This window comes from Kribbella sp. NPDC003505 (assembly GCF_040610875.1).
GTDB lineage: Bacteria > Actinomycetota > Actinomycetes > Propionibacteriales > Kribbellaceae > Kribbella.
Window position 1 is genome coordinate 759832 of the sequence record NZ_JBEXNA010000004.1, and the last position, 17843, is coordinate 777674.

Sequence of the window (17843 nt, forward strand, 5' to 3'; positions counted from 1 at the left end):
TCCCCAGATTCCTAGGCCGCGGTTGCGGCGGATGCGTCATCAGTTGCCGAACCGCTGTGGTCCGGCGGATCGCCGGGTGGGCTGGTGCGTTGCTTCGCTTGCTCGTACTGCGTGCGCCACCGGATGCGCGTGGCGATGGCCTCGGCGAGTACTTCCTTATGCGTCGGGATGCGACGCGGGCCGCGTTCTTCGCCCGGTCGGATGGGTTGCCAGATGAACCGAGGTGCCTCGGTGTCGTCGGTTTGAGTGGCTAGTGCGTTCTGGTCTTCCATCTCGACGCCGGCGGCCGCGAGGGTTTGGCGGATGACTTCGGAGCGGTCGGCGCGGTGTTCGGTGAGGGTCTTGCCGGTCCATTGGCGCGAGACGAGGACGCGTCGACCGCCGAGGCCGAGGTGTTCGCGGTCGTGCGCCTTGGAGGGGCATTCGCCGGGTACGACGTGGCCGTCTGCGTCTTTCGGGGTGACGCCGTACCGGAGCCAGTTGGCGCACTCGGGCGAGCAGGGCAGGATCCGGACGTGGGCGTGCAGCTTGTTCATGTGAGCGAGCTGGGCCGGGTGGAGGTCGTCCCGGTCGTCGCCGTAGGTCTCGCCGATCGCCTTGCCGAGGTACTTGGTCAGATAGCCGACAGCCTTGCCGACCTTGGCGTCGGAGTCGGCAATGATGCCTTGGTAATCGATCTGCGAGCCGAGACGTACGACGTGCGCAGGCTGGGCAGCCGGGTCCGCGTCGAGGTCATCCAAAGCCTGATCCCAGGTCGGGAGCAGAGCACCGGTCGACGGGTCCACGAATGCGCCGGCCATCTCGTCCCAGACGGGCATGTCCGGGTTCGAGGCACAGCCGTATGCGGGGCGCTGATGACTCGGCCACCACACTTGGTGGTACGTCGCTTTGGCGACCGCGCGGACTGTGTCACGGGCGACGGTGCCCCGGACGGCGGCGTGCAGATGTGGCGCTAGACGCTTCTGCGGCTCGACCACCGCGAAGTACTGCGCCTTGTAACCCGCGCACCGGCGAAGGTTCTGTATGAAGCGGTCGACCAGCTTCGGGAAGTGCAACGCGTCCAGGGCCGCTCGGCGGTAGTTGTACGTGTCGGACTCGACCGGGGTCGAGAGCAGCGGCGAGGTCCGGCCGTGGGCCACACCGCACTCACACGGCACCATGCCTTTGCCCGGTACATGGTGCGGTAGCCGGTGCGTCGCGCCGTACGAGCCAAGCGTGAGCGTGATGAACATCGACGGCCGGTAGGTCTTGCCGTTCGGAGCCGTGAACGTCGCGCCGACCGTGCGCTTGTCCATCTCGACCTTGGGTAGCTCGGCGGCGTCCTGGCGTCGACGGGTCGACCGGACACGGCGAGTGGATTCCGCGTCGTCGTCCGCAGTGGGTTCGTCGTCGGGTACGTCATCCGAGTCCGCCGGCGCTTCGGGTTCGGTGTCGCGGTGCCAGCCCTCGCGGCACTGCTGCATACGGAGACGACGGTTCGCCTCGGCGCAGGGAGGGCACTTGCTGACCAGCGTGGAACCGCACGACACCCCGACCACTCGGTCGGTGCCGGTCTGTGTGTCGAACACCCTGTTGAGCACCGGTCGTACGCAGACGCCGTTGGTCACGGCCAGGTCCCGGACAACGTCCAGTGGGAACCGGTCGAGGGTGGTCTGTGCGGTGAGGTTCATGCCGCTGCCCTCCAGAGCGCGGCCGGGCCGTCGAGGACGACACTCAGCGCACGATCAACATCGGTGCCAAAGGCAAGCTCTTCCCGGATGGCATCCCGCTCAGCCTCCGTCGTGCGGCCCCACACGCCCTGTTCGTCGGCGACGATTGCAGCAGACAGGCAGGACCGGACGACCGGGCAGAAGGCGCAGAGTTCCTTGGGGTCCGTCGTACGACGAACGCCGCGCCGAGTCTCGTCCTCGGGGTAGAAGTCGTCCGTGTCGAGGTAACCCGCGCAGTACGCCTTGTCCTGCCAGCGAACGTCAATCCGCTGAACGAGCGAGGCTCGCGACTTCTTGGACAGTCCGGGAACCAACGGGAGGACGAGCTGACCGGGGACCTGCCGTCGTGCGGTCATGCTGCTACCCCTTCCGGTGTCGAGATGCGTTCGCTGGCGCCGATCAGATCCGGCGCGTAGGTGTTGACGAGGTCGGCAATGTCCTCGTCGGTGATGTGGGAGAACCTGACTCGAATGGGCTCGGTCTCACCGTCGACGGCGACGTATCCGACGCCGGGCAGGGTCTCGGGGATCTGGTCGCAGCGCGCGCCCCGTTCGCGTGCACCGTCAGCGAGGACCAGCCGAACCTGCTCGGCCTCTGCCATCCGCAGCGCCAGCCGAGTGGGGAAGAGGTCCCGGAACGGAAGTACTTCCTTGCGAGGGTCCTGCAGAGCGCCAACCACGGTGATGCCTACTGCACGGCCCTGCGACAGCAGCAGCGAGAAGGCCTTGGCAATCCGCTTCTTCATGGCCGGGTCAGTGACGTACGCCGTCAGCGACGCCAGCTCGTCCGCGATCAGAACGATGAACGGCTCGTCACGACTTGGCTTGAGGAGGCGAGACAAGCCGCGGAGCTTGCCCTGCCGCCGACGCATGATCGCCACCAGGTCTTCAAGCAGGGTCGCGAATGCTTCCTCGTACTCCGCATCGCTAGCGCCGTCCATCGCCGGATCGGAGCCGTAGCAGAATCGGTGGAACAACCGCCGGCCAAGTGCGAGCTCCATGCCGCCCTTGGGGTCGAGGACCCACAGTTGCACCAGCCCTGAACGGATGCCCGGAGCGAGCGCGGCGATGATCGACCACAACACCGAGCCCTTGCCCGCACCGGTCGCGCCGGCCACCAGCAGATGCGTGTAGAGCAGCCGAAGCCGGAACATCAGGCCGTCCTCACGACGCGCCACGTCGAGCGCCTGGAGGTTCGGCGGATCAGTCGCGGGGATCGGGGCGACGACCTCGCGTAGCGGATCGTTGGTCAGGAACCACAGCACCAGTCGATCTGACCGGCGAGGCAACGCCCACGCGAACAGACGAGCCATCCAGCCCTCAGCACCGCCCGGCCACCACGCTGGGATCATCGAGGCCGCGGAACGCACGCGGCAGTCCTCAGCGCCGAAGGTGCGCGCCAACCGCTCGGACTGCTCGGCGTAGTCGGTCAGGATCTGGCCCGGCAACAGCCGGACTGTCACCTGATCGACCGTGCCGGACGACCGAACCTTGATGATCCGAGGTACGTACGTCCGATCGTCCATCCGGACTGTGAGGTTGAGGGCCCGCATCGTTGCGTCCCAACGGGTTCGGTACTCCATGAAGCGTCGCCGTGAGCCACGCAGCCGCCAAACGATCCGCTGCGCGAACGAGTCGGGCCACCGCCACCGCCAACCTGCCAGGCCGGTAGCCGGTACAGCCGCAGTCGCAATGACCAACTAGGCATCGCCGCCGGTCCAGAGCTGATACGCCTTGAGCCCGAGCAACGGCACGATGACGAACAGCGGGTGCCGAACCAGCCAGCCCGCCGCGCGGATCATCGCACGCAGGCAGTACCAGATCACCACCCACTTGAGCCGGATGGCGACCGAGGGGGCCCGGAAGTTCACCGGACCCGTCCCGACCTCCTTGCCCTTGATCCTCGCCATATCGATCAGCCGCCGTTCGGTCGCGAGTCATCACGGGTCACCGGCGGACGCAGGGTGTACCTCGGGCACGGACCCGGCGAGTGTCGGCGCAAGCCGCAGAACGGACATGGACCGTCCTTGTCGCCGCCGTCCGCGATGCCGCAGTAGCCGATCTCGTCGCCGTCCGCGCGGACGAAGACCTCCCGCGCCTGCCGCCCACAGGTGCAGACCTCCCCGGGTTCGGCGTCGCGCCACGGGGTCATCACAACCACCCCTCCGAGTAGAGGACCCTGTTGACCTCCCGATCAGCAGGGGCCTCGTCCGCCTCGTCGTCTTCGTAGCTGTCCTCCCAGTCGTCGCCCTCCTCGTCCGAGTCGGACAGCCAGGCCTGATGCTGGTTGAGCCAGGTCCGCGCCTCGAAGCGAACGAACTTGCTCGGCTCGCCCGTCAGCAGCTCGCTCAGCAGGAAGGCCGCGCGCCCGTTCTGGTAGGCCAGGAACTGGCTGGAGTCGACGCTCTCCGCGACGCTCATGGGTCAGGCCGCCTTCTGCTCGGTCGCGCCGGAGCCTGGCATGTTCTTCGGCGCGCGGATGCCCATGCACCGGAAGCTCCAGCCCTGCCGCGCCCGGCAGCGGTGGGAACGGCCCTCGTCCGGAGCCGAGCAGCTTCGGGTGTCGACCCACGGGGCGGCGGTCATGCCCTGCAGCTCGATCGCCGTGAACGGCAGGCCCGGCAGCGCCGGCGGGAGGACCGGCTGAACCTTGGTGATGATTCGGATCGTGAACGTCCGGTCTGCCTTGCGGGCCTCCGGGTCGCCGTCCATCACGTCGAGGGTCCAGACCGGAAGGCCGGAGTCCTCGTCGATCGTCTGAACGGGGTTGGTCTTGGTGGACTTCTCGAAGTCCCGAGCCGCAGTCACCTCGGAGACCGCGAACAGACCGTGGGGGAACGTGTCGCCGAACTCGATGACGATCCTTCTCGGCATACCCATGATGGTTCTGATCCCTTCATTGGATTCGTACCAACGTTTGGTACGAGACCAATCTTTACCCTGGGGTTGGCGCGAAGTCAAGGAAGATGGGACCATTGGTTGGTACGAACCAGGAGGTTCCCTCGAATGGCACAGTCAGCACCGCTCTACCAGCGCATCGCAGCCGAGCTGCGCGAGCAGATCCGCACGGGCAAGATCAAGGCCGGCGAGCGAGTGCCGACCGAGCAAGACCTCATGGCCGCCCATGACGTGTCGCGAAACACCGTCCGGCTAGCGCTCGGCATGCTCCAGAACGAGGGCATGGTGACCAGCACGCCGGGGCGAGGCACCATCGTGCGCGAGCGGATCATGGCCGACTATCACGCCACCTGGGCCGAGACCCGCGATCGCCGCGCGAGCGACCAGGCGGACGCCTTCCAATCCGAGATGGCCGAGCAGGGCCGGCATGCCGAGTATCGCGACTTCGCGATGAGTCTCGAAGTGGCCGGCCCCGACTTCTCCAACCGGCTCCAGGTCGCCGAAGGTGACGCGCTCGTGTCCCGCGGCTTCGTCCGGTACGCCGACAACCAGCCTCTAAGCATCCAGGTCAGCTACTACCCCATGGACATCGCCCAGCAGGCCGGCCTAGTCGTGCCGAACGACATCGCCGGTGGTGCGATTCGAGCGATGGCCAAGGTCGGTCACGAGGAGATCGGCTACCGCGACGAGATCACCGCGCGGATGCCGACGCCCGACGAGGCGCGCAAGCTCCAGCTCGGCTCGGGTACGCCGGTCATCGTCTATGCGCGTACGACCTATAGCGACAAGCGCCCGCTTCGCCTGACGTTGACGACCTTTGCCAGCGACCGAAACCGGGTCATCTACGAACTTGGCGACGTACGCGCGTACCTGGCGCAAGAGGGTGCCGAAGCATGATCATCGAGCGAGCCGACGCTGACGACCTGGGCGTCATTCTGGCCCTGCGCACCGAGGCCAGCGAATGGCTCGCTCAACGTGGCATCGATCAATGGGCCGTCGCGTGGCCCAACCCCGAGGAGCAGAACCGCCGAATCCTCGGCAGCATCGAGGCCGGCGAAACCTGGATGGTCCGCGACGAGAACGAAGCCACCATGGCCACCCTTGCTCTCGACACCTTCTCGGACCCGCGTCTCTGGACCCCGGAGGAGCAGGCCGACCCGGCGATGTACATGCACCGCCTCATCGTCCGCCGCAAGCACGCCGGCCTAGGCACCGAAATCATGGACTGGGCCTGCCACCGAGCCCACCGCCTCGGCCTCCACTGGCTACGCATCGATGTGTGGACCGACAACACCGGCCTCCACAACTACTACCTCCACAACGGCTTCAAGCATGTCCGCACGCTGGACCTCGCCGATTATCCGTCGGGGGCACTGTTCCAGCGGTCGACAATCCAGGCTGCTTCCTCAGGCGTCAGGATGGCGGCGCGTTACGCCTCCGGCTCTCCCTCGTCTGCATCGAGCCGCGGCAATAAGAGTTCGCTTTGATCGACCGGCCTGCGGTGTCCTAGGAGAGACAGTCCCACATCGGTTAGGTTCTGGACTGACTCGCCGCCTTCGGATGTGGCCGTCCAGGCCATGAAATTCACGATTGTGCTCGCTTCATTCAGAGATCGAAGCGGCCTGAGCGTCAATTCTGTAACATGAAACTGATCGTCAATTGTTTGCTGAATTTGATCGACATCACGTTTCACGTTATTGGAATTCTCTGCGCTGACAGAGATTGTCCGTGAAACGCCTTGCAGTCTGATTGACTCAAGGATGTATCTGTCGACCACGCTTGAGATGTCGTTCCATCTGGCGGCGGACCCACCGTCTCGTCCCTTCAGCTTTCTCGCGTCATGGGACAATGACACTCTATATCCTGAAGTGAATCCAAGCAAAAGTTGCTGCTTTGAAACCCACCAGCCTCCTTCAGCTTCTTCCTCGTATTCCGCGTCCAGCGACAACTGCATCCGACGAGCTTCCCAGGCAACCGCGTTCGGGCGAACTAGTCGAGTCAGATCGACCTCGTGCAATTCCTCGCTCAGGCTGAGGAGATCTTCAAAGGTCATCATCGATCCGACCTGACGCCAGAATAGTTCGTCATATGTGGTCTGTGGATGCTTCAATAGGAAAGGAACAATGATGCGGAGCTCGGCTGGAGAGAAGCGGCCTGACGTAATGTCCAGGTCGGTCGTCTGGAGTAGTCCGCGCCGCAATAGATCGGCAGTGCGGTAGATCCGCGTCGCGGAATCCTCCGCGAACAGCTCGGATATGGTCTGCTCAAAAGAGGGGGCATCTTCGCCCGGAACCTCTTCTGCGTCTGCCGTTCTGAACTCAGAGTTCAGCACTCGTACCTGATCGCTCCCCAGGAACCCCCGACCTCCCTCGATGACGTTCGTGCGAATCAGGCGCATCAGGGGGGCTGCGATATCCGGGGAGCTGCTGTCGACGGGCGCAGGCTCCGCGGTCATGGCGGCCATGGTGTTCACTTCGGTGACGAGCGTCCGGGCATGCTCCGGCATCGCTTCCCGTACGACCGTCGCGTCAACTCGCTCGTCCTCATCGCGAGCATTCGCTAGGCCAAGTACAACCGGCTCACGATCCGACAACACATCAAGGTCTCTTTGAATCGAGTAGCTACGCAGAGATTGCCTGATGAAGATCTCACGCTTTCGACGTGGCCCCGATCCGCCTCCCCATTCCACGACCATGTCCGGAATATAGGAGTGGTTGTAATACTCAGTGGGAGTCACGCTAGCATCCGGACTGAGTTCCTCCAGTTCTCGCCTGACCACACTCTTGACAGCGCGGACCAGGTCATCCGGTACCGGCTGACTCAAGGCATTGGCTATTTCTGCAGAAACCTGCTCCACCCCAAGCGTCATTGCTCCTTAACCTTCCGCTTCAACAATGACTCAATCAGGCTAATCTCACTGCCCGTAAGCATTAATCGTTCCTGGCGCTCATGGACGACAAGCAGCCAGAGCCGGTCTGACACGGTCTTTACCAGATCATCATCGATCTCTTGATCGCCGAGCTTCTCGGGATGCTTCCCCAGGGCAGTCTTGATACTCGATGGCTCAAGATGGCTGGACCAGTTGCCAATATTGAAGGGTTGTCGCGTCACGAACATGAATTCGCATCGCGGATCGGCCTTGTGTTTCCGCAGGTGTTGAGCGGTGACGCTATAGGCATTGGCCAAGAACTCAATGAAATCTGCGGCTTGACTGCCGCCCGTGGTGTTTACGTTCTTCGACTCGACATAGAGCGGAGTTCTCTTGGGTTTGGTGTGAATGTACCCGAAGAGATCGAATCCTTGAACAGTCCCGTCAAGAATTTCGGGCGTGCAAAACACTTCGTTGTCGTACGCGTCGAATGGCAACTCAACCCACGTGGTGCTTTCAAGCCACCGTTTCGTGAAGTCGGTGCCGTCGAACCCCGCCTTCTGCGTCCCCTCCCTGGGCATTCCCGCATAGTAGGCGATCGATGCCGGTACGTCACTGGGGAAGCGCGTTGTGGCGGCGGTCGTCCGTGAATGAAACAATTGATTTAGAGAATCTAACGATGATGTTCGGGCCACCTTCTGCGGCAGCGTCACAGCCTTGATCCTGTGGAGGATAGGGCGAGTGACTCCGCTGCCGGCGACCAACAACAGCGCCACCACCGGCTGGCTCGGCCCAATCACGGCACGTCGACGACCTGGCACACGATGCCCAGGGTGCCGGCTTGTCATCCCACCTAGACTTTGCTGCATGTCTGGCTACTTGCAGGTCTCGACGGCGACGGCGACTCGTGACGAAGCGGTCCAGCTCGCGGGTACGGCAGTAGGCGCTGGCCTCGCGGCGGGAGCCCAGGTTGTGGGCCCAGTCGTCTCCGTCTTCTGGCATGAGGGTCAGTACGGTGAAGGTGAGGAGTGGCAGGTCTTACTGAAGACCACTCAGCATCGGTACGCCGAGCTTGAGGCTCACCTGTTGGAGAGCCATTCTTGGGGCAATCCCGAAGTGAGCGCGGTGCCGATCACCGCAGGCTCGGCAGGCTACCTGGACTGGCTTGACCGGACGACGAAGGGCTAGCCGCGGGCGCGTTCGAGTACCGCCGCGACCTCAGGTCCGCCGTATCGGGACAGGCGACTGAGAACGCCTCGCAATCGCTCGCCGGGACGAACCGAGCCGACACCTGACGCGAGGTCGATAGCGTGCTCGGTTACGTATGCGGCCCGCTCGGGATCGTCGGCGTCCATCAGCGCATGAGCAAGCCAGGTGCTGTAGAGCGCCTTGTCGCGAGAGTGCGTGTCGTCGTACCGCGACAGAGCGTCGTCCAGCAACGGAACTGCGCGGGCCGGCCGGCCGAGTTCCGTGTAGCAGCGGCCTGCCATGATGTCGATCTCCAGCGGATCAACCCAGAACACCCAATCCGGCTCCGGGAAGTGTGACGGTTCGTTGACCGCCGCTACGGCGGCATCGAGTGTCTGTGCCGTGGCCGATACCTGCCCACTGACGGCGTAAGTCCAGGCAAGCCGCTCGTGGAGCAGGGCGCGAACCCGAGGTGTCGTCCGAGTGCCCGCGACGCGTGTCGACTGGGCGGCGGTCTCGGTGTCGGCCTTCTCGTAGGCCATGAACGCCAGGGAGTTGCCTTCCAAGCCGGAGTCCCCAGATTCCTTCGCTGCGGACAAGGCTGCCTTGTAGTGCCGACGCGATTCAACGTAGCGGCCGGCATCGAAGGCGGCCCATCCGGCCATCTGAGCTTGTTCGGCGTACACGCCGGTTAGCGCTCGGGCCGTCGCGCTGCTATAGCTGGCCGTCTTGATGAGCTTGGCCGTTGCATCCATCTCGGACGTATAGATCTCGTAGGTGTCCATGCCTCCGAGATGGTCGTCCAGTCGACGCAGACGAGCCGTCCGCTGCCGGAGCTGACGTATCTGTGTTGCGCCGATCTGACTACCCGTTCGCGCCCGGGCAAGAGGCGCAAGAGCGAGGGCTGTTGCCAGGCCTGCGAAGGCCCTCCGGTCCACCGCGTCAGGGCTGCCGGTGTCCGCGTGAAGCAGATCGTCTAGCTGCTCCACAGATAGCTTCAGCGCCCGCGCCAGTTCTGGGCGTACCCACGCCTGTGGATCAGTCCGGCCGGCTTCCCAGCGGACGATGGTCGACCGCTCGACGCCGAGCGCGTGGGCGAGCCCGTCTTGGCTCAGCCCGACAGACTTTCGGCGCTGAGCCAGGGATAGCCGTCGCACCTGCCTCACTGGATGCCCCATTTCTGCCTCACCCGGCCCGAATTACTTGTTGTTATCTGGGCGGTGCGGCGAGTCAACACCACAGAACGAAGGTACCAGTGGCAGAAGGGGCTGACACAGCGATGGTCGAGTCGGCGGTAGGTGACGGCGTCGAGTGGTCGGGGGAGAGCCAGAAGCCCGGCAAGCAGAGTGAACTCGGGTGGCCGGAGCTGCGAAGTTCGCCGCGGGACCCGTGCGAGGGTCGGAACCCGATGACCAAGCGCCTGTGTCGGCTGGGCCACCACCAGGGCTACCACCGCGACGACATTGGGGCGGAGTGGCTCGATGACTAAGCGGCGGAACGTCCGTGACCGGCAGTTGCGGCGGTGGGCTTGGCAAGCCACGGCCGTCGACCGGCGGAACGGTGTCTGGCTCAACGGGTACGACCCGCGCCACGTCGGCCAGATATTTCCATGGTGCGTAGAGGCGTACTTAGCCCGCGGCCCGATCACGCCGCGCATGTCGACCCGCAGCTACCGCCAGCTGGAGCGGCGTTAGATCGAGCCTCGGCAGAGAATCACCACCTAATCGGCGGGGCTGGCGTGCTGACCCCTGCATCCGCGCCCGTCCCGCTCTCCACCAAGCGACCCCGGCTGACCTCCTCACAGCCGGGGTCGCCGCGCTCCAGTTCAGGGGATCGGGGCCAGTGATGAGCGCAAGCACGCACCGAATACGGCGTGCTTTCGGCTGGACCCTCTAGCCTTGATGGCAGGTGGCGCGGGCAGAGGAGGAGCCTTGGCGGACCAGGCGAAGAGACATCATGTCGTGTCGAAGTTCTATTTGCGCTATTTCGCCGACGAAGCCGACCAGGTCACCACCGTGATGCTGCCCGGAGATCGGAGATTCAATCAGAGCATCGAAAGGGCGACAGTTCGGACTCGGTTCTACACGGCTATCGGACACGACGGGCAGCCGACCGACGCGGCCGAGACGGCGTTCGGGGGCATCGAGTCAGTAGCCTCGGAGGCTTGGCGTGAGCTGTCGGAAGGAGTGTGGCCTCTCACTCCCGAGGCTCGTGAGCACGTCGCCGGATGGATCGCTCTTCAGCTTCTACGCGGCAGCGGGAATCGCGCCTCCATGAGTCAGCTCGGCACTGACATGTTGCAGATGGAGTTGATTGTGGGTGGCCGCCGAAGACTCCGAGAGGCTCTCCGGGATCTCGGCGAACCGCACGATGAAGAGTCGGTGACCCGCGAATGGATCGGTCTTTTTGAGAATCCGCTCGAAGTCGAAGCGCATCCGAACCATCACATCCAGCACCTCGCCAAGATGTTGCCGCGAGTAACAGAGAGCTTGCTGAATCGGTGGTGGATACTCACCACCTTCGAGCGGAAGAGCTTGGCCACATGCGACCATCCTGTGTGCGTCGTGCCGAATGATGACCTGACCGCGATGGGCATGGGAACCGGGATCGAGAACGCTGATTCGATCCACGTACCGCTCACGCGCAGGTACGCGCTCTCAATGCACCTACGCGGGAAGCTTCCGCCCGAACTGGCGGGGCAATCTCAAGACAGGCGGCAGGCTGGCGTCGCGGCCATCGCGCTGTACAGCAACTCGTGCACTGTCAACAGCGCCAGGCGGATGCTGTTCCATCACCCGCAAGACTCCCCGCTCGTCGGTCTCGATCTCCCGGCACCACGTACCGGGGAGGTCCACATGTCGGGCGACCCATGGCGCTTCATGGCGGACGACGACCGCCGAGTGCTACTTGACGCGGGCATCGAGCCGCCACAGCCAAGGACAGCGAGGGAGCCTCAACAGGATCGGTAACCTTCGCTGCGGTCCGGCCGACGCAGGTTCGCCGCCAGTCGTCGCTGCTGCCGAGTTGACCTCTTAGAAATCAAGGCGCGCCGCAAGCGGCGCGCAGCGCGGGCCGGGCTTACGGCCTGCCGGCCGACGCCCTCAACCCGCACGCACCATCTGCGTCCGATTCGATCCTGAAGTGTTCCTCCGATCATCCAGGCCCGAGCTGTGCGACTCCGGCTAAGGCCGGCGAGTTGGCCCCGTCCCCCTGGTCGCTCGATTGTCCGGGCAGACCGTCGTGCGTCAAGAGCGCCTGCGGCGTCCCTGCGGGATCGGCAAGCCGACTCTTGACCCACGACGCCCTGCCCTGGGCTGGCGGCTATCAGGGGGACGGGGCAGGTGTGGGCGCGGTCCGAAGGTCTGTACGTCCTTGTACCTCCCCGCGTTCCTGGCGGAGGTACTTAGGCTGAGTGTTGGCCACATGGAACTCGGGCGAGAGCCGCACTATTCCGCTGGCCGTGCCGAGCCAGGTCGTGTACTACATCGCTATGGGCAAGCAATCCAGCCAACCCGAGCTCACGGAACACGACATCGATCTCGTGACTGTTGTTGCAGAGGACCTTAGGTTCCTGGCGCGACCGGTTCAGGATCAGGTGACACGGACTGACGTGCGGCTCATCGCGACGGTCCTCAGGCGACTCTTGCTGCACGGCGACTACAGCACGGCGTGGAGGCTGATGGGCAACGAGGGCGAACCGAGCTTGCGCGCTATGGATCCGGAACCAATGGTCAGGGACGTACCCGACCCGATGTGGATTCACTACGCATACGCGGGCGGCTCGAGCCCGAGTCGAGCACGTCACGCGGGATTGTCGATGGTCATCGTGCCGGCCGCAGAACACAAAGGACGGGAAGCCTTCGGGTCGACTGCCTGGGACGATCTTCGGATTCGGCACAGCGTCAGACGAACATACAAGCTGACTGCCTACAAGCGCTCGACGTGCATCCAGATCGCGTCGAACAAGATCAAGCGACAGGACCTACTCCACTACGTCGCGAACAAACTGGGCGGAGCCCATCTCGACCGGCGACGCTTGTCCGAACGAGATCAGACGCTATCCATCCTGCTGGACCGCGGACAGTTGATCGTCGCTGGCCTTCCCGGTCCGTACTTTGAAGTGCTGACGATGGCCGCAGATCTTGCGCACTCCACCGACGCCCAGAACCTTGTCGAGGCAGTGATGCAGCGCTACCCATCGGAAATGGATGAGCCGGATCGTATCTATCTGCGGGAAGGGCTCGACGGCCCGTGGACCTGGATGTCCCTTGGCGATGAACCGGCGACTGGCAGGGGACCGAGCAGCCACTAGCAATGCTGACCGTCCTCACACTCTCACAGTCGGTCGGCCGGTTTCAGAAACTCGCAGTTCGTTTTTTTTGAATCTGCGCGGGCCGCTCGTGGGCCACAGACGAACCGAGCAACGCGGCGAAGGTGAGGAGCAACAACCCGGCCTGAACCGCGCTTGGTGGCGCACTCCAGCCGCTGGCCGGCGATGCGATGCCCGCGATCAGCATGGCGGCTGCAGCGGACCTACCGCGGCGGCTACTGCGGTCCTCGCGGGGCATGGTCCCAGTGTCGCGCAGATTCTGGGCATAGCGGCTGCGGCACGCCAAGGGCGTCAGCGCACGCGTCTCGTGCCATTCACGTGCCATTACAGGGGGCCGGGTGGGGGTAGTCCAGGCCGGAGCGGGCCGGTTGTGCCAGGCTTGGCCACGTCGTCAGGCGGGTAGGCGGAGTGATTCCCAAGCTGACAGTGCGGGTTCGATTCCCGTCACCCGCTCCAGGCGAAAGGCCCTGGTCAGGACGAGAGTCCCGGCCAGGGCCTTCGGCGTTGCTGCGGCCAGCAGCGGCCGGCGGGCCATCCACGGGCCACTAGCCACGCCTCTTGCCCGTCTTCTTGCCTTGCCCTTGTCCGAGGCAGCCGCCGCCGGCTTCTTGGCCTTCTTGCGCTCGGCCTTCACCGCGTCGCTCACCGCCTGGGCGATAGCCCGATCCGCCTCTGAGGTGGCGTGCTGGTAGATCATGGCCGCTTGCGCCGAGTCGTGACCCATCCGGGCCATCAGTTCCCGAGTGCTCGCGCCCGTCCGCGCCGCGATCGTGTTGCCCGTGTGCCGTAGGTCGTGAAAGTGCAGACCCGGCACGTTGAGCTTGCCGACCGCCGCCGGCCAGCCGATGACCTTGTTGAGGTTGCCGCGCCAGATCGGCCGGCCGGACGGAGTCGTGAACACCAACGCTTCCGGGTGTCATCGACGAACGCCGCCAAGTGCTCGCGCAGCGCCGGCAGGATTGCCGCCGGCACTGAAACGGCCCGCCGACCAGCCCGCGACTTCGGCGGACCGAGAACCATCCCGACCCCACGCACCTCCGTGAAGGTCTGACGAACGCGGACCACCCCGGCGTCGGCGTCGACATCCTGCCGTTGCAGCGCGGACACCTCGCCCCACCGCAGGCAGGCGAAGGTGGTCACCAGGACCAGGGCGCGGTACCGCTCGTCCACCAGCTCGGCGAGCTTGAGCACCTGGGCGAGCGTGAGCACCGGTCGCTCCGCCGGCTTCTCCTGGTCCGCACCCAGAATCCGGCACGGGTTCTTTCGCAGCAACTCGTCCTCGTTGACCGCCGTCATCAGCACGGCCCGCAGCAGCCGGTACGCCTTGGCGGCCATCGTCTCCGAGACGCCGTTGCCGAGCAGTCTCGCCCGCCACTCGCGGATCATCGGCGTATCCAACCGGCTCAGCTCCACCCCGCCCAGGTACGGCGAGATGTGCTTGCCGAGTAGCCACTGGTACAGGGCCACTGTCCGAGGACGCAGGCCAGGGCGCTGCGCGATCCACCGCTCGGCGTAGTCGCCCAGCGTGACCCGCGCCCGCTCAGGATCGATCCACTCCCCGCGAGTCATCTGCGCTTCGACCATCGACAGGTACCGGTCCGCGTCTGACTTGCGGGCGAAGGTGTCCGGGGCGGTCCGCTGGCGCCCATCCGGTCCCGGATAGCGGACCTGGTATCGGCCCGACTCCCGCTTCCGGATGCTGCCGAACCGTCGACGTGCCGTCATCAGGCCACGCTCCGCAGGCCAGACCACACCTCGGACGCGGTGAGCGGTTCCACCCTGCCCGCGTTGACGTGGGCGTCCACGTCCGAAGCCTTGAGGCGCACGCTGCGGCCGACCTTGTGGAAGGCGATGCGTCGCTGCGCGACCAGCCGGCGCACGTAGCGGACGCTCATCTTCATCCGGCCCGCGGCTTCCTCTACCGTCAGGACCTCGTCCACCACCGTCATGCCTCCCCGTTCTGTGTGGGCTTGCAGTCAGTTGCCGAAACATCGGGCGGGTCGGCGGCCCGTCTGGCGGCGTCGAGCTGTGCCCGCCATTGGATGCGTTCAGAGATCGCCCGCAGGACCCGGTGACCGAGGGGTGGCACGTCGGGGTCGGTGGGCTTCGCGAGTTCCCACGCGTGCCGGACGGTGTCGGAGCCGGCCGGGGCGGTGTCGGCGTCGGTGGTCACGCCGAGCAGTGCTTTGACCCACTCGCGCCGATCGGCGCGGTGGTCGGCCAGTGTCTTGCCGGACCACGGCCGGGAGATGAGGACGCGTCGGCCGCGGATGCCGAGGGTTTCCCGTTTGTGGACCTTGTTCTTGCAGTTGCCCGGCTTGAGTCCCGGGCGGGCCTTCTTGGGTGGACGCCGTAGAGCAGCCAGTTGGCGCACCGCTCCGAGCACGGCGTGTGCCGTAGTTCCTGCCAGAGCCGTTCCAGGTGGGCGCGTTGCCGGCCGGTGGTGACGTCGTGGCAGTCGGCGGCCTGCTTGGTGAGGTACTTGGTGATGTAGCCGACGCACCGGTCTGCGTCCTTGGTGCCGGCGAGGACGCCCTTGGCGTCGACCTGGACACCGAAGCGGACGACATGCACGGGTTCGGTGTCGGGGTCGGCGTCGACCAGGTCCAGGGCGTCATCCCACGACGGCAGCAGCTCGCCGGTGTCCGGGTCGGTGTAGCCGCCCGCGTCGGCGTCCCACTGCGGCGCCCTTCCCGGTTCGTAGACCAGCTCGGTGGCGGGGGGCCACCACACCTGGTGGTAGGTGGCGGCGGCGACCTGCCGGATCAGTGCCCGGGGGATGGTGCCCCGGATCGCGAAGTGCGCATGCGGAGCCAACCGGCGTTGCGGTTCCACCGCCCCGGCGTACTGGACGTTCCAACCCACGGCACGGCGCAGGTTCTGCCAGAACCGGTCGAGCAGCCGGGGGAAGTGCACCGCGTCCCAGGCCGCGCGACGGTAGTCGTAGGCGTCCGGGTCGACCGGCGTCCCATCGGAGTGGACGCGGCCGTAGGAGCCGAGCGTGAGGGTCAGGAACATCGACGGCCGAAACGCCTGCCCGCCATGCCCCTCGAACGTGCGGCCCACGGTCCGGTTCTCCACCGGGAGACGCGGAAGGTCCGGGGCGTCCTGCCGCCGCTTGGTCGAGCGCACCCGCCGCTTGCCGTCACCGTCCTCCTGGTCCTCACTCGCATGCGGCGGAGCCGGCCGACCCCGGAGCCCTTCCGTGGTGACCTGTTCTTCCAGTTCCGCGATCGCGTCGTCCAGGTCCCCGACCTGATCCCACTGCGACGCCCGGGCGGCTTCATCGCGGGCGAACTCCAGGTGAGCGCGGGCGACGATCAGGCCGCGCTGCGCGTCGGTGGCCGGCAGGGGTCCGGGGTCGGGTTCGTCGTCGCGGTGCCAACCCTCGCGGATCTGCTGCTGCCGCAGCCGGCGAGCACGGGTGGCGCAGGCCGGGCACTTGGCCTCCTGCGTAGCGCCGCACGGCAGGTCGATCACCTCGGTCTGCCCCGAGTCAAGGTCCGTGCGGCGTAGCGAGACGGGACGGGTGCAGACGCCGTAGTCCGCCGCAAGGTCGGCCACGACGTCGACGGAGCGAGGCATCAGCATCCGGGCGGCCCGGGAGCCCGGCCTCGGACCCGCCAGAGGGGCGGGGGCGAGGCCGGGCAGCGTCGGAGTCGTCGTCATCGGCCCACCCCCAGCGACGGGGCCAGGTCGCGGACCCGGAGAGCGGGGCGGGGGTCAGCGGTGGCGTGGTCATCGCGCAGCGGGTCGAAGGCGACGACGCCGGCCCTGGTGGTCTTGGCCCGGTACATCGCGGCGTCGGCGTCGGCCAGGGCGGCGGCGAGGCCAGCGGGACTGGCGGGGGCGATCCCAATGCTCGCGGTCACCGACACCGAGACGCCGGAGGGCAGGCGGACGGGGGCGGCGATGGCGGCGGCGAGCTCGCGGGCAGCCGCGGCCGGGTTCGGGTCGAGCAGCAGGGCGGCGAACTCATCCCCACCGAGCCGGGCCGCGATGCCGTGAACGGTGCGGAGCCGGGAAGCAACAGCGGTCAGCACCAGGTCCCCGGCGGCATGGCCGTGGGTGTCGTTGACCGGCTTGAAGCCGTCCAGGTCGACCACCACCACCCACGGCCGCAGCGGCGCGAGCTGGTCCCAGCCGGCGGCGAGGCCGGCGCGGTTGGCGAGCCCGGTGAGCGGATCGCGGAGGGCGGCGCGTTGCAGCGCGGCCAGCTCGTAGCGGGCGACGTAGAGCCGGTACTGATCCCAGGCGAACAGGCCGAGGCGAACGGCGAAAAGCAGGCCGGATAGCAGGTGGTCGGTCATCGAGTCACCTCCCGAGTCAGCGGGGTGCCGTTGCGGCGGGCGAACGCGGAAGCGGGGACCGGCACGACGGCGGGCGCGACCGAGGTGGCCGGGGCCGGCGCGGTTTCCGCCGGAACGTCGGTGGGGGTCGGGGCGGCGGCGACGGGGGCGGGCGTTGGGTTGGCGGTGAGCGGAGCCGGGGTGGCCGGGGTCGCCTTGGTGGGGCGTGATTCGCGGCGGATGAGGGCGCGCATGTGCACGGCCAGGCCGGCGACGGCGGGCGGGAGCGCCCCGACGACGGCGGCGAGGACCGGTTGCCACATGGTGCGCCCGGTGGCCGGTTGTGCCGACCACACGGCAAGGGCGTGGTAGGCGGACTGTGCGGCGACGCCGATGCCGGCGGCGGCGTAGGTGTTGATCCGGGCGAACTCCGCGACCCCGGCCCTCCTCAGAGATCAGCCGGGGCGGATCACCTCGCCGGGCACCAGGCTGGTTGGTGTACGACTGCCCGACGAGGAGATCCGCGGTTTCTCCCAGGTGCGAGCCGCGCCGCTGGCGCCG

Annotated in this window: 22 protein-coding genes and 2 pseudogenes; 6 read left to right on the forward strand and 18 right to left on the reverse strand. The window is 66.2% G+C overall.

The genetic code is table 11. The annotated features are described in order from the left end of the window. Nucleotides 1-11 precede the first annotated feature (11 nt). From ABZX12_RS17560 to ABZX12_RS17590, 7 genes are all read right to left on the reverse strand, one after another. The gene (locus ABZX12_RS17560) at nucleotides 12-1670 is read right to left on the reverse strand and encodes a replication initiator (protein WP_355694211.1); all 1659 of its coding nucleotides are present in this window, start codon (nucleotides 1668-1670) and stop codon (nucleotides 12-14) included. Then, nucleotides 1667-2065 (reverse strand): WhiB family transcriptional regulator, encoded by a 399-nt coding sequence (locus ABZX12_RS17565; RefSeq protein WP_355694212.1) that lies wholly within the window; start codon nucleotides 2063-2065, stop codon nucleotides 1667-1669. The genes ABZX12_RS17560 and ABZX12_RS17565 overlap by 4 nt, the downstream gene beginning before the upstream one ends. Then, a complete protein-coding gene (locus ABZX12_RS17570; RefSeq protein ID WP_355694214.1) occupies nucleotides 2062-2973 on the reverse strand; it encodes an FtsK/SpoIIIE domain-containing protein in 912 nt (303 codons plus the stop codon). Before ABZX12_RS17570 ends, ABZX12_RS17565 begins: the two co-directional genes overlap by 4 nt. A 435-nt stretch (nucleotides 2974-3408) precedes the next feature. After that, on the reverse strand, nucleotides 3409-3618 hold the full coding sequence (locus tag ABZX12_RS17575; protein WP_355694216.1) for a hypothetical protein: 210 nt from the start codon (nucleotides 3616-3618) through the stop codon (nucleotides 3409-3411). A 5-nt stretch (nucleotides 3619-3623) separates the two neighbouring features. After that, nucleotides 3624-3860, reverse strand: a complete 237-nt coding sequence (locus ABZX12_RS17580) for a hypothetical protein (RefSeq protein ID WP_355694218.1) — start codon at nucleotides 3858-3860, stop codon at nucleotides 3624-3626. Beyond that, nucleotides 3860-4129: a hypothetical protein gene (locus ABZX12_RS17585; protein WP_355694220.1), complete on the reverse strand. Its 270-nt coding sequence runs from the start codon at nucleotides 4127-4129 to the stop codon at nucleotides 3860-3862. Before ABZX12_RS17585 ends, ABZX12_RS17580 begins: the two co-directional genes overlap by 1 nt. 3 nt (nucleotides 4130-4132) lie before the next feature. Further along, entirely contained in the window at nucleotides 4133-4582 is a 450-nt protein-coding gene (locus ABZX12_RS17590; protein ID WP_355694222.1) for a plasmid replication, integration and excision activator, read from the reverse strand. 132 nt (nucleotides 4583-4714) lie between these two features. On the opposite strand from ABZX12_RS17590, the gene ABZX12_RS17595 reads away from it, so the two are divergent. After that, the gene (locus ABZX12_RS17595) at nucleotides 4715-5503 is read left to right on the forward strand and encodes a GntR family transcriptional regulator (protein WP_355694224.1); all 789 of its coding nucleotides are present in this window, start codon (nucleotides 4715-4717) and stop codon (nucleotides 5501-5503) included. Further along, nucleotides 5500-6093: a GNAT family N-acetyltransferase gene (locus ABZX12_RS17600; RefSeq protein WP_355694225.1), complete on the forward strand. Its 594-nt coding sequence runs from the start codon at nucleotides 5500-5502 to the stop codon at nucleotides 6091-6093. Before ABZX12_RS17595 ends, ABZX12_RS17600 begins: the two co-directional genes overlap by 4 nt. Here ABZX12_RS17600 and ABZX12_RS17605 read toward each other — a convergent pair. Next, entirely contained in the window at nucleotides 6036-7475 is a 1440-nt protein-coding gene (locus ABZX12_RS17605) for a hypothetical protein (protein WP_355694227.1), read from the reverse strand. The two genes, ABZX12_RS17600 and ABZX12_RS17605, sit on opposite strands and share 58 nt — an antisense overlap. After that, a complete protein-coding gene (locus ABZX12_RS17610) occupies nucleotides 7472-8188 on the reverse strand; it encodes a hypothetical protein (RefSeq protein WP_355694229.1) in 717 nt (238 codons plus the stop codon). The genes ABZX12_RS17605 and ABZX12_RS17610 overlap by 4 nt, the downstream gene beginning before the upstream one ends. A gap of 154 nt (nucleotides 8189-8342) precedes the next feature. Here ABZX12_RS17610 and cutA point away from each other — a divergent pair, with 154 nt between their 5' ends. Continuing rightward, nucleotides 8343-8663 carry a divalent cation tolerance protein CutA gene (gene cutA, locus ABZX12_RS17615; protein ID WP_355694231.1) on the forward strand — a complete coding sequence of 107 codons (321 nt, stop codon included), beginning with the start codon at nucleotides 8343-8345 and terminating at the stop codon, nucleotides 8661-8663. Here the strand turns inward: cutA and ABZX12_RS17620 are convergent. Both ABZX12_RS17620 and ABZX12_RS17625 read right to left on the reverse strand, forming a co-directional pair. Next, on the reverse strand, nucleotides 8660-9448 hold the full coding sequence (locus ABZX12_RS17620) for a hypothetical protein (protein WP_355694310.1): 789 nt from the start codon (nucleotides 9446-9448) through the stop codon (nucleotides 8660-8662). The two genes, cutA and ABZX12_RS17620, sit on opposite strands and share 4 nt — an antisense overlap. A 195-nt stretch (nucleotides 9449-9643) precedes the next feature. Then, a pseudogene (locus ABZX12_RS17625) lies at nucleotides 9644-9841 on the reverse strand (helix-turn-helix transcriptional regulator); the annotation flags it as partial. Between the two features lie 303 nt (nucleotides 9842-10144). Here ABZX12_RS17625 and ABZX12_RS17630 point away from each other — a divergent pair. The 3 genes from ABZX12_RS17630 to ABZX12_RS17640 all read left to right on the forward strand — a co-directional run bounded on the left by ABZX12_RS17630 (nucleotide 10145) and on the right by ABZX12_RS17640 (nucleotide 12975). Next, the gene (locus ABZX12_RS17630) at nucleotides 10145-10357 is read left to right on the forward strand and encodes a hypothetical protein (protein WP_355694233.1); all 213 of its coding nucleotides are present in this window, start codon (nucleotides 10145-10147) and stop codon (nucleotides 10355-10357) included. 237 nt (nucleotides 10358-10594) lie between these two features. Beyond that, complete coding sequence (locus ABZX12_RS17635) at nucleotides 10595-11632, forward strand: DUF4238 domain-containing protein (RefSeq protein WP_355694235.1); 1038 nt, start codon at nucleotides 10595-10597, stop codon at nucleotides 11630-11632. A gap of 443 nt (nucleotides 11633-12075) precedes the next feature. Continuing rightward, nucleotides 12076-12975: a hypothetical protein gene (locus tag ABZX12_RS17640; RefSeq protein WP_355694237.1), complete on the forward strand. Its 900-nt coding sequence runs from the start codon at nucleotides 12076-12078 to the stop codon at nucleotides 12973-12975. Between the two features lie 43 nt (nucleotides 12976-13018). Here ABZX12_RS17640 and ABZX12_RS17645 read toward each other — a convergent pair whose 3' ends face one another. From ABZX12_RS17645 to ABZX12_RS17675, 7 genes and pseudogenes are all read right to left on the reverse strand, one after another. After that, complete coding sequence (locus ABZX12_RS17645) at nucleotides 13019-13180, reverse strand: hypothetical protein (RefSeq protein WP_355694238.1); 162 nt, start codon at nucleotides 13178-13180, stop codon at nucleotides 13019-13021. Between the two features lie 204 nt (nucleotides 13181-13384). Continuing rightward, on the reverse strand, nucleotides 13385-13840 hold the full coding sequence (locus ABZX12_RS17650; protein WP_355694307.1) for a tyrosine-type recombinase/integrase: 456 nt from the start codon (nucleotides 13838-13840) through the stop codon (nucleotides 13385-13387). Beyond that, entirely contained in the window at nucleotides 13726-14718 is a 993-nt protein-coding gene (locus tag ABZX12_RS17655) for a site-specific integrase (protein ID WP_355694240.1), read from the reverse strand. Before ABZX12_RS17655 ends, ABZX12_RS17650 begins: the two co-directional genes overlap by 115 nt. Then, nucleotides 14718-14942, reverse strand: a complete 225-nt coding sequence (locus tag ABZX12_RS17660) for an excisionase family DNA-binding protein (protein ID WP_355694242.1) — start codon at nucleotides 14940-14942, stop codon at nucleotides 14718-14720. The genes ABZX12_RS17655 and ABZX12_RS17660 overlap by 1 nt, the downstream gene beginning before the upstream one ends. Further along, a pseudogene (locus ABZX12_RS17665) lies at nucleotides 14939-16662 on the reverse strand (replication initiator). The gene ABZX12_RS17660 and the pseudogene ABZX12_RS17665 overlap by 4 nt, the downstream one beginning before the upstream one ends. Next, nucleotides 16659-17303 (reverse strand): GGDEF domain-containing protein, encoded by a 645-nt coding sequence (locus tag ABZX12_RS17670; protein WP_355694243.1) that lies wholly within the window; start codon nucleotides 17301-17303, stop codon nucleotides 16659-16661. The pseudogene ABZX12_RS17665 and the gene ABZX12_RS17670 overlap by 4 nt, the downstream one beginning before the upstream one ends. Continuing rightward, a complete protein-coding gene (locus ABZX12_RS17675; RefSeq protein WP_355694245.1) occupies nucleotides 17300-17605 on the reverse strand; it encodes a hypothetical protein in 306 nt (101 codons plus the stop codon). The genes ABZX12_RS17670 and ABZX12_RS17675 overlap by 4 nt, the downstream gene beginning before the upstream one ends. Nucleotides 17606-17843: the final 238 nt, after the last annotated feature.

Bases quoted from the DNA above. Each gene is read 5' to 3' on its own strand.
- ABZX12_RS17560 (WP_355694211.1), bottom strand. From the start codon at position 1,670: ATGAACCTCACCGCACAGACCACCCTCGACCGGTTCCCACTGGACGTT.
- ABZX12_RS17565 (WP_355694212.1), bottom strand. From the start codon at position 2,065: ATGACCGCACGACGGCAGGTCCCCGGTCAGCTCGTCCTCCCGTTGGTT.
- ABZX12_RS17575 (WP_355694216.1), bottom strand. From the start codon at position 3,618: ATGGCGAGGATCAAGGGCAAGGAGGTCGGGACGGGTCCGGTGAACTTC.
- ABZX12_RS17580 (WP_355694218.1), bottom strand. From the start codon at position 3,860: ATGACCCCGTGGCGCGACGCCGAACCCGGGGAGGTCTGCACCTGTGGG.
- ABZX12_RS17585 (WP_355694220.1), bottom strand. From the start codon at position 4,129: ATGAGCGTCGCGGAGAGCGTCGACTCCAGCCAGTTCCTGGCCTACCAG.
- ABZX12_RS17590 (WP_355694222.1), bottom strand. From the start codon at position 4,582: ATGCCGAGAAGGATCGTCATCGAGTTCGGCGACACGTTCCCCCACGGT.
- ABZX12_RS17595 (WP_355694224.1), top strand. From the start codon at position 4,715: ATGGCACAGTCAGCACCGCTCTACCAGCGCATCGCAGCCGAGCTGCGC.
- ABZX12_RS17600 (WP_355694225.1), top strand. From the start codon at position 5,500: ATGATCATCGAGCGAGCCGACGCTGACGACCTGGGCGTCATTCTGGCC.
- ABZX12_RS17605 (WP_355694227.1), bottom strand. From the start codon at position 7,475: ATGACGCTTGGGGTGGAGCAGGTTTCTGCAGAAATAGCCAATGCCTTG.
- cutA (WP_355694231.1), top strand. From the start codon at position 8,343: ATGTCTGGCTACTTGCAGGTCTCGACGGCGACGGCGACTCGTGACGAA.
- ABZX12_RS17620 (WP_355694310.1), bottom strand. From the start codon at position 9,448: ATGGACACCTACGAGATCTATACGTCCGAGATGGATGCAACGGCCAAG.
- ABZX12_RS17630 (WP_355694233.1), top strand. From the start codon at position 10,145: ATGACTAAGCGGCGGAACGTCCGTGACCGGCAGTTGCGGCGGTGGGCT.
- ABZX12_RS17645 (WP_355694238.1), bottom strand. From the start codon at position 13,180: ATGCTGATCGCGGGCATCGCATCGCCGGCCAGCGGCTGGAGTGCGCCA.
- ABZX12_RS17655 (WP_355694240.1), bottom strand. From the start codon at position 14,718: ATGACGGCACGTCGACGGTTCGGCAGCATCCGGAAGCGGGAGTCGGGC.
- ABZX12_RS17660 (WP_355694242.1), bottom strand. From the start codon at position 14,942: ATGACGGTGGTGGACGAGGTCCTGACGGTAGAGGAAGCCGCGGGCCGG.
- ABZX12_RS17670 (WP_355694243.1), bottom strand. From the start codon at position 17,303: ATGACCGACCACCTGCTATCCGGCCTGCTTTTCGCCGTTCGCCTCGGC.
- ABZX12_RS17675 (WP_355694245.1), bottom strand. From the start codon at position 17,605: ATGTGGCAACCGGTCCTCGCCGCCGTCGTCGGGGCGCTCCCGCCCGCC.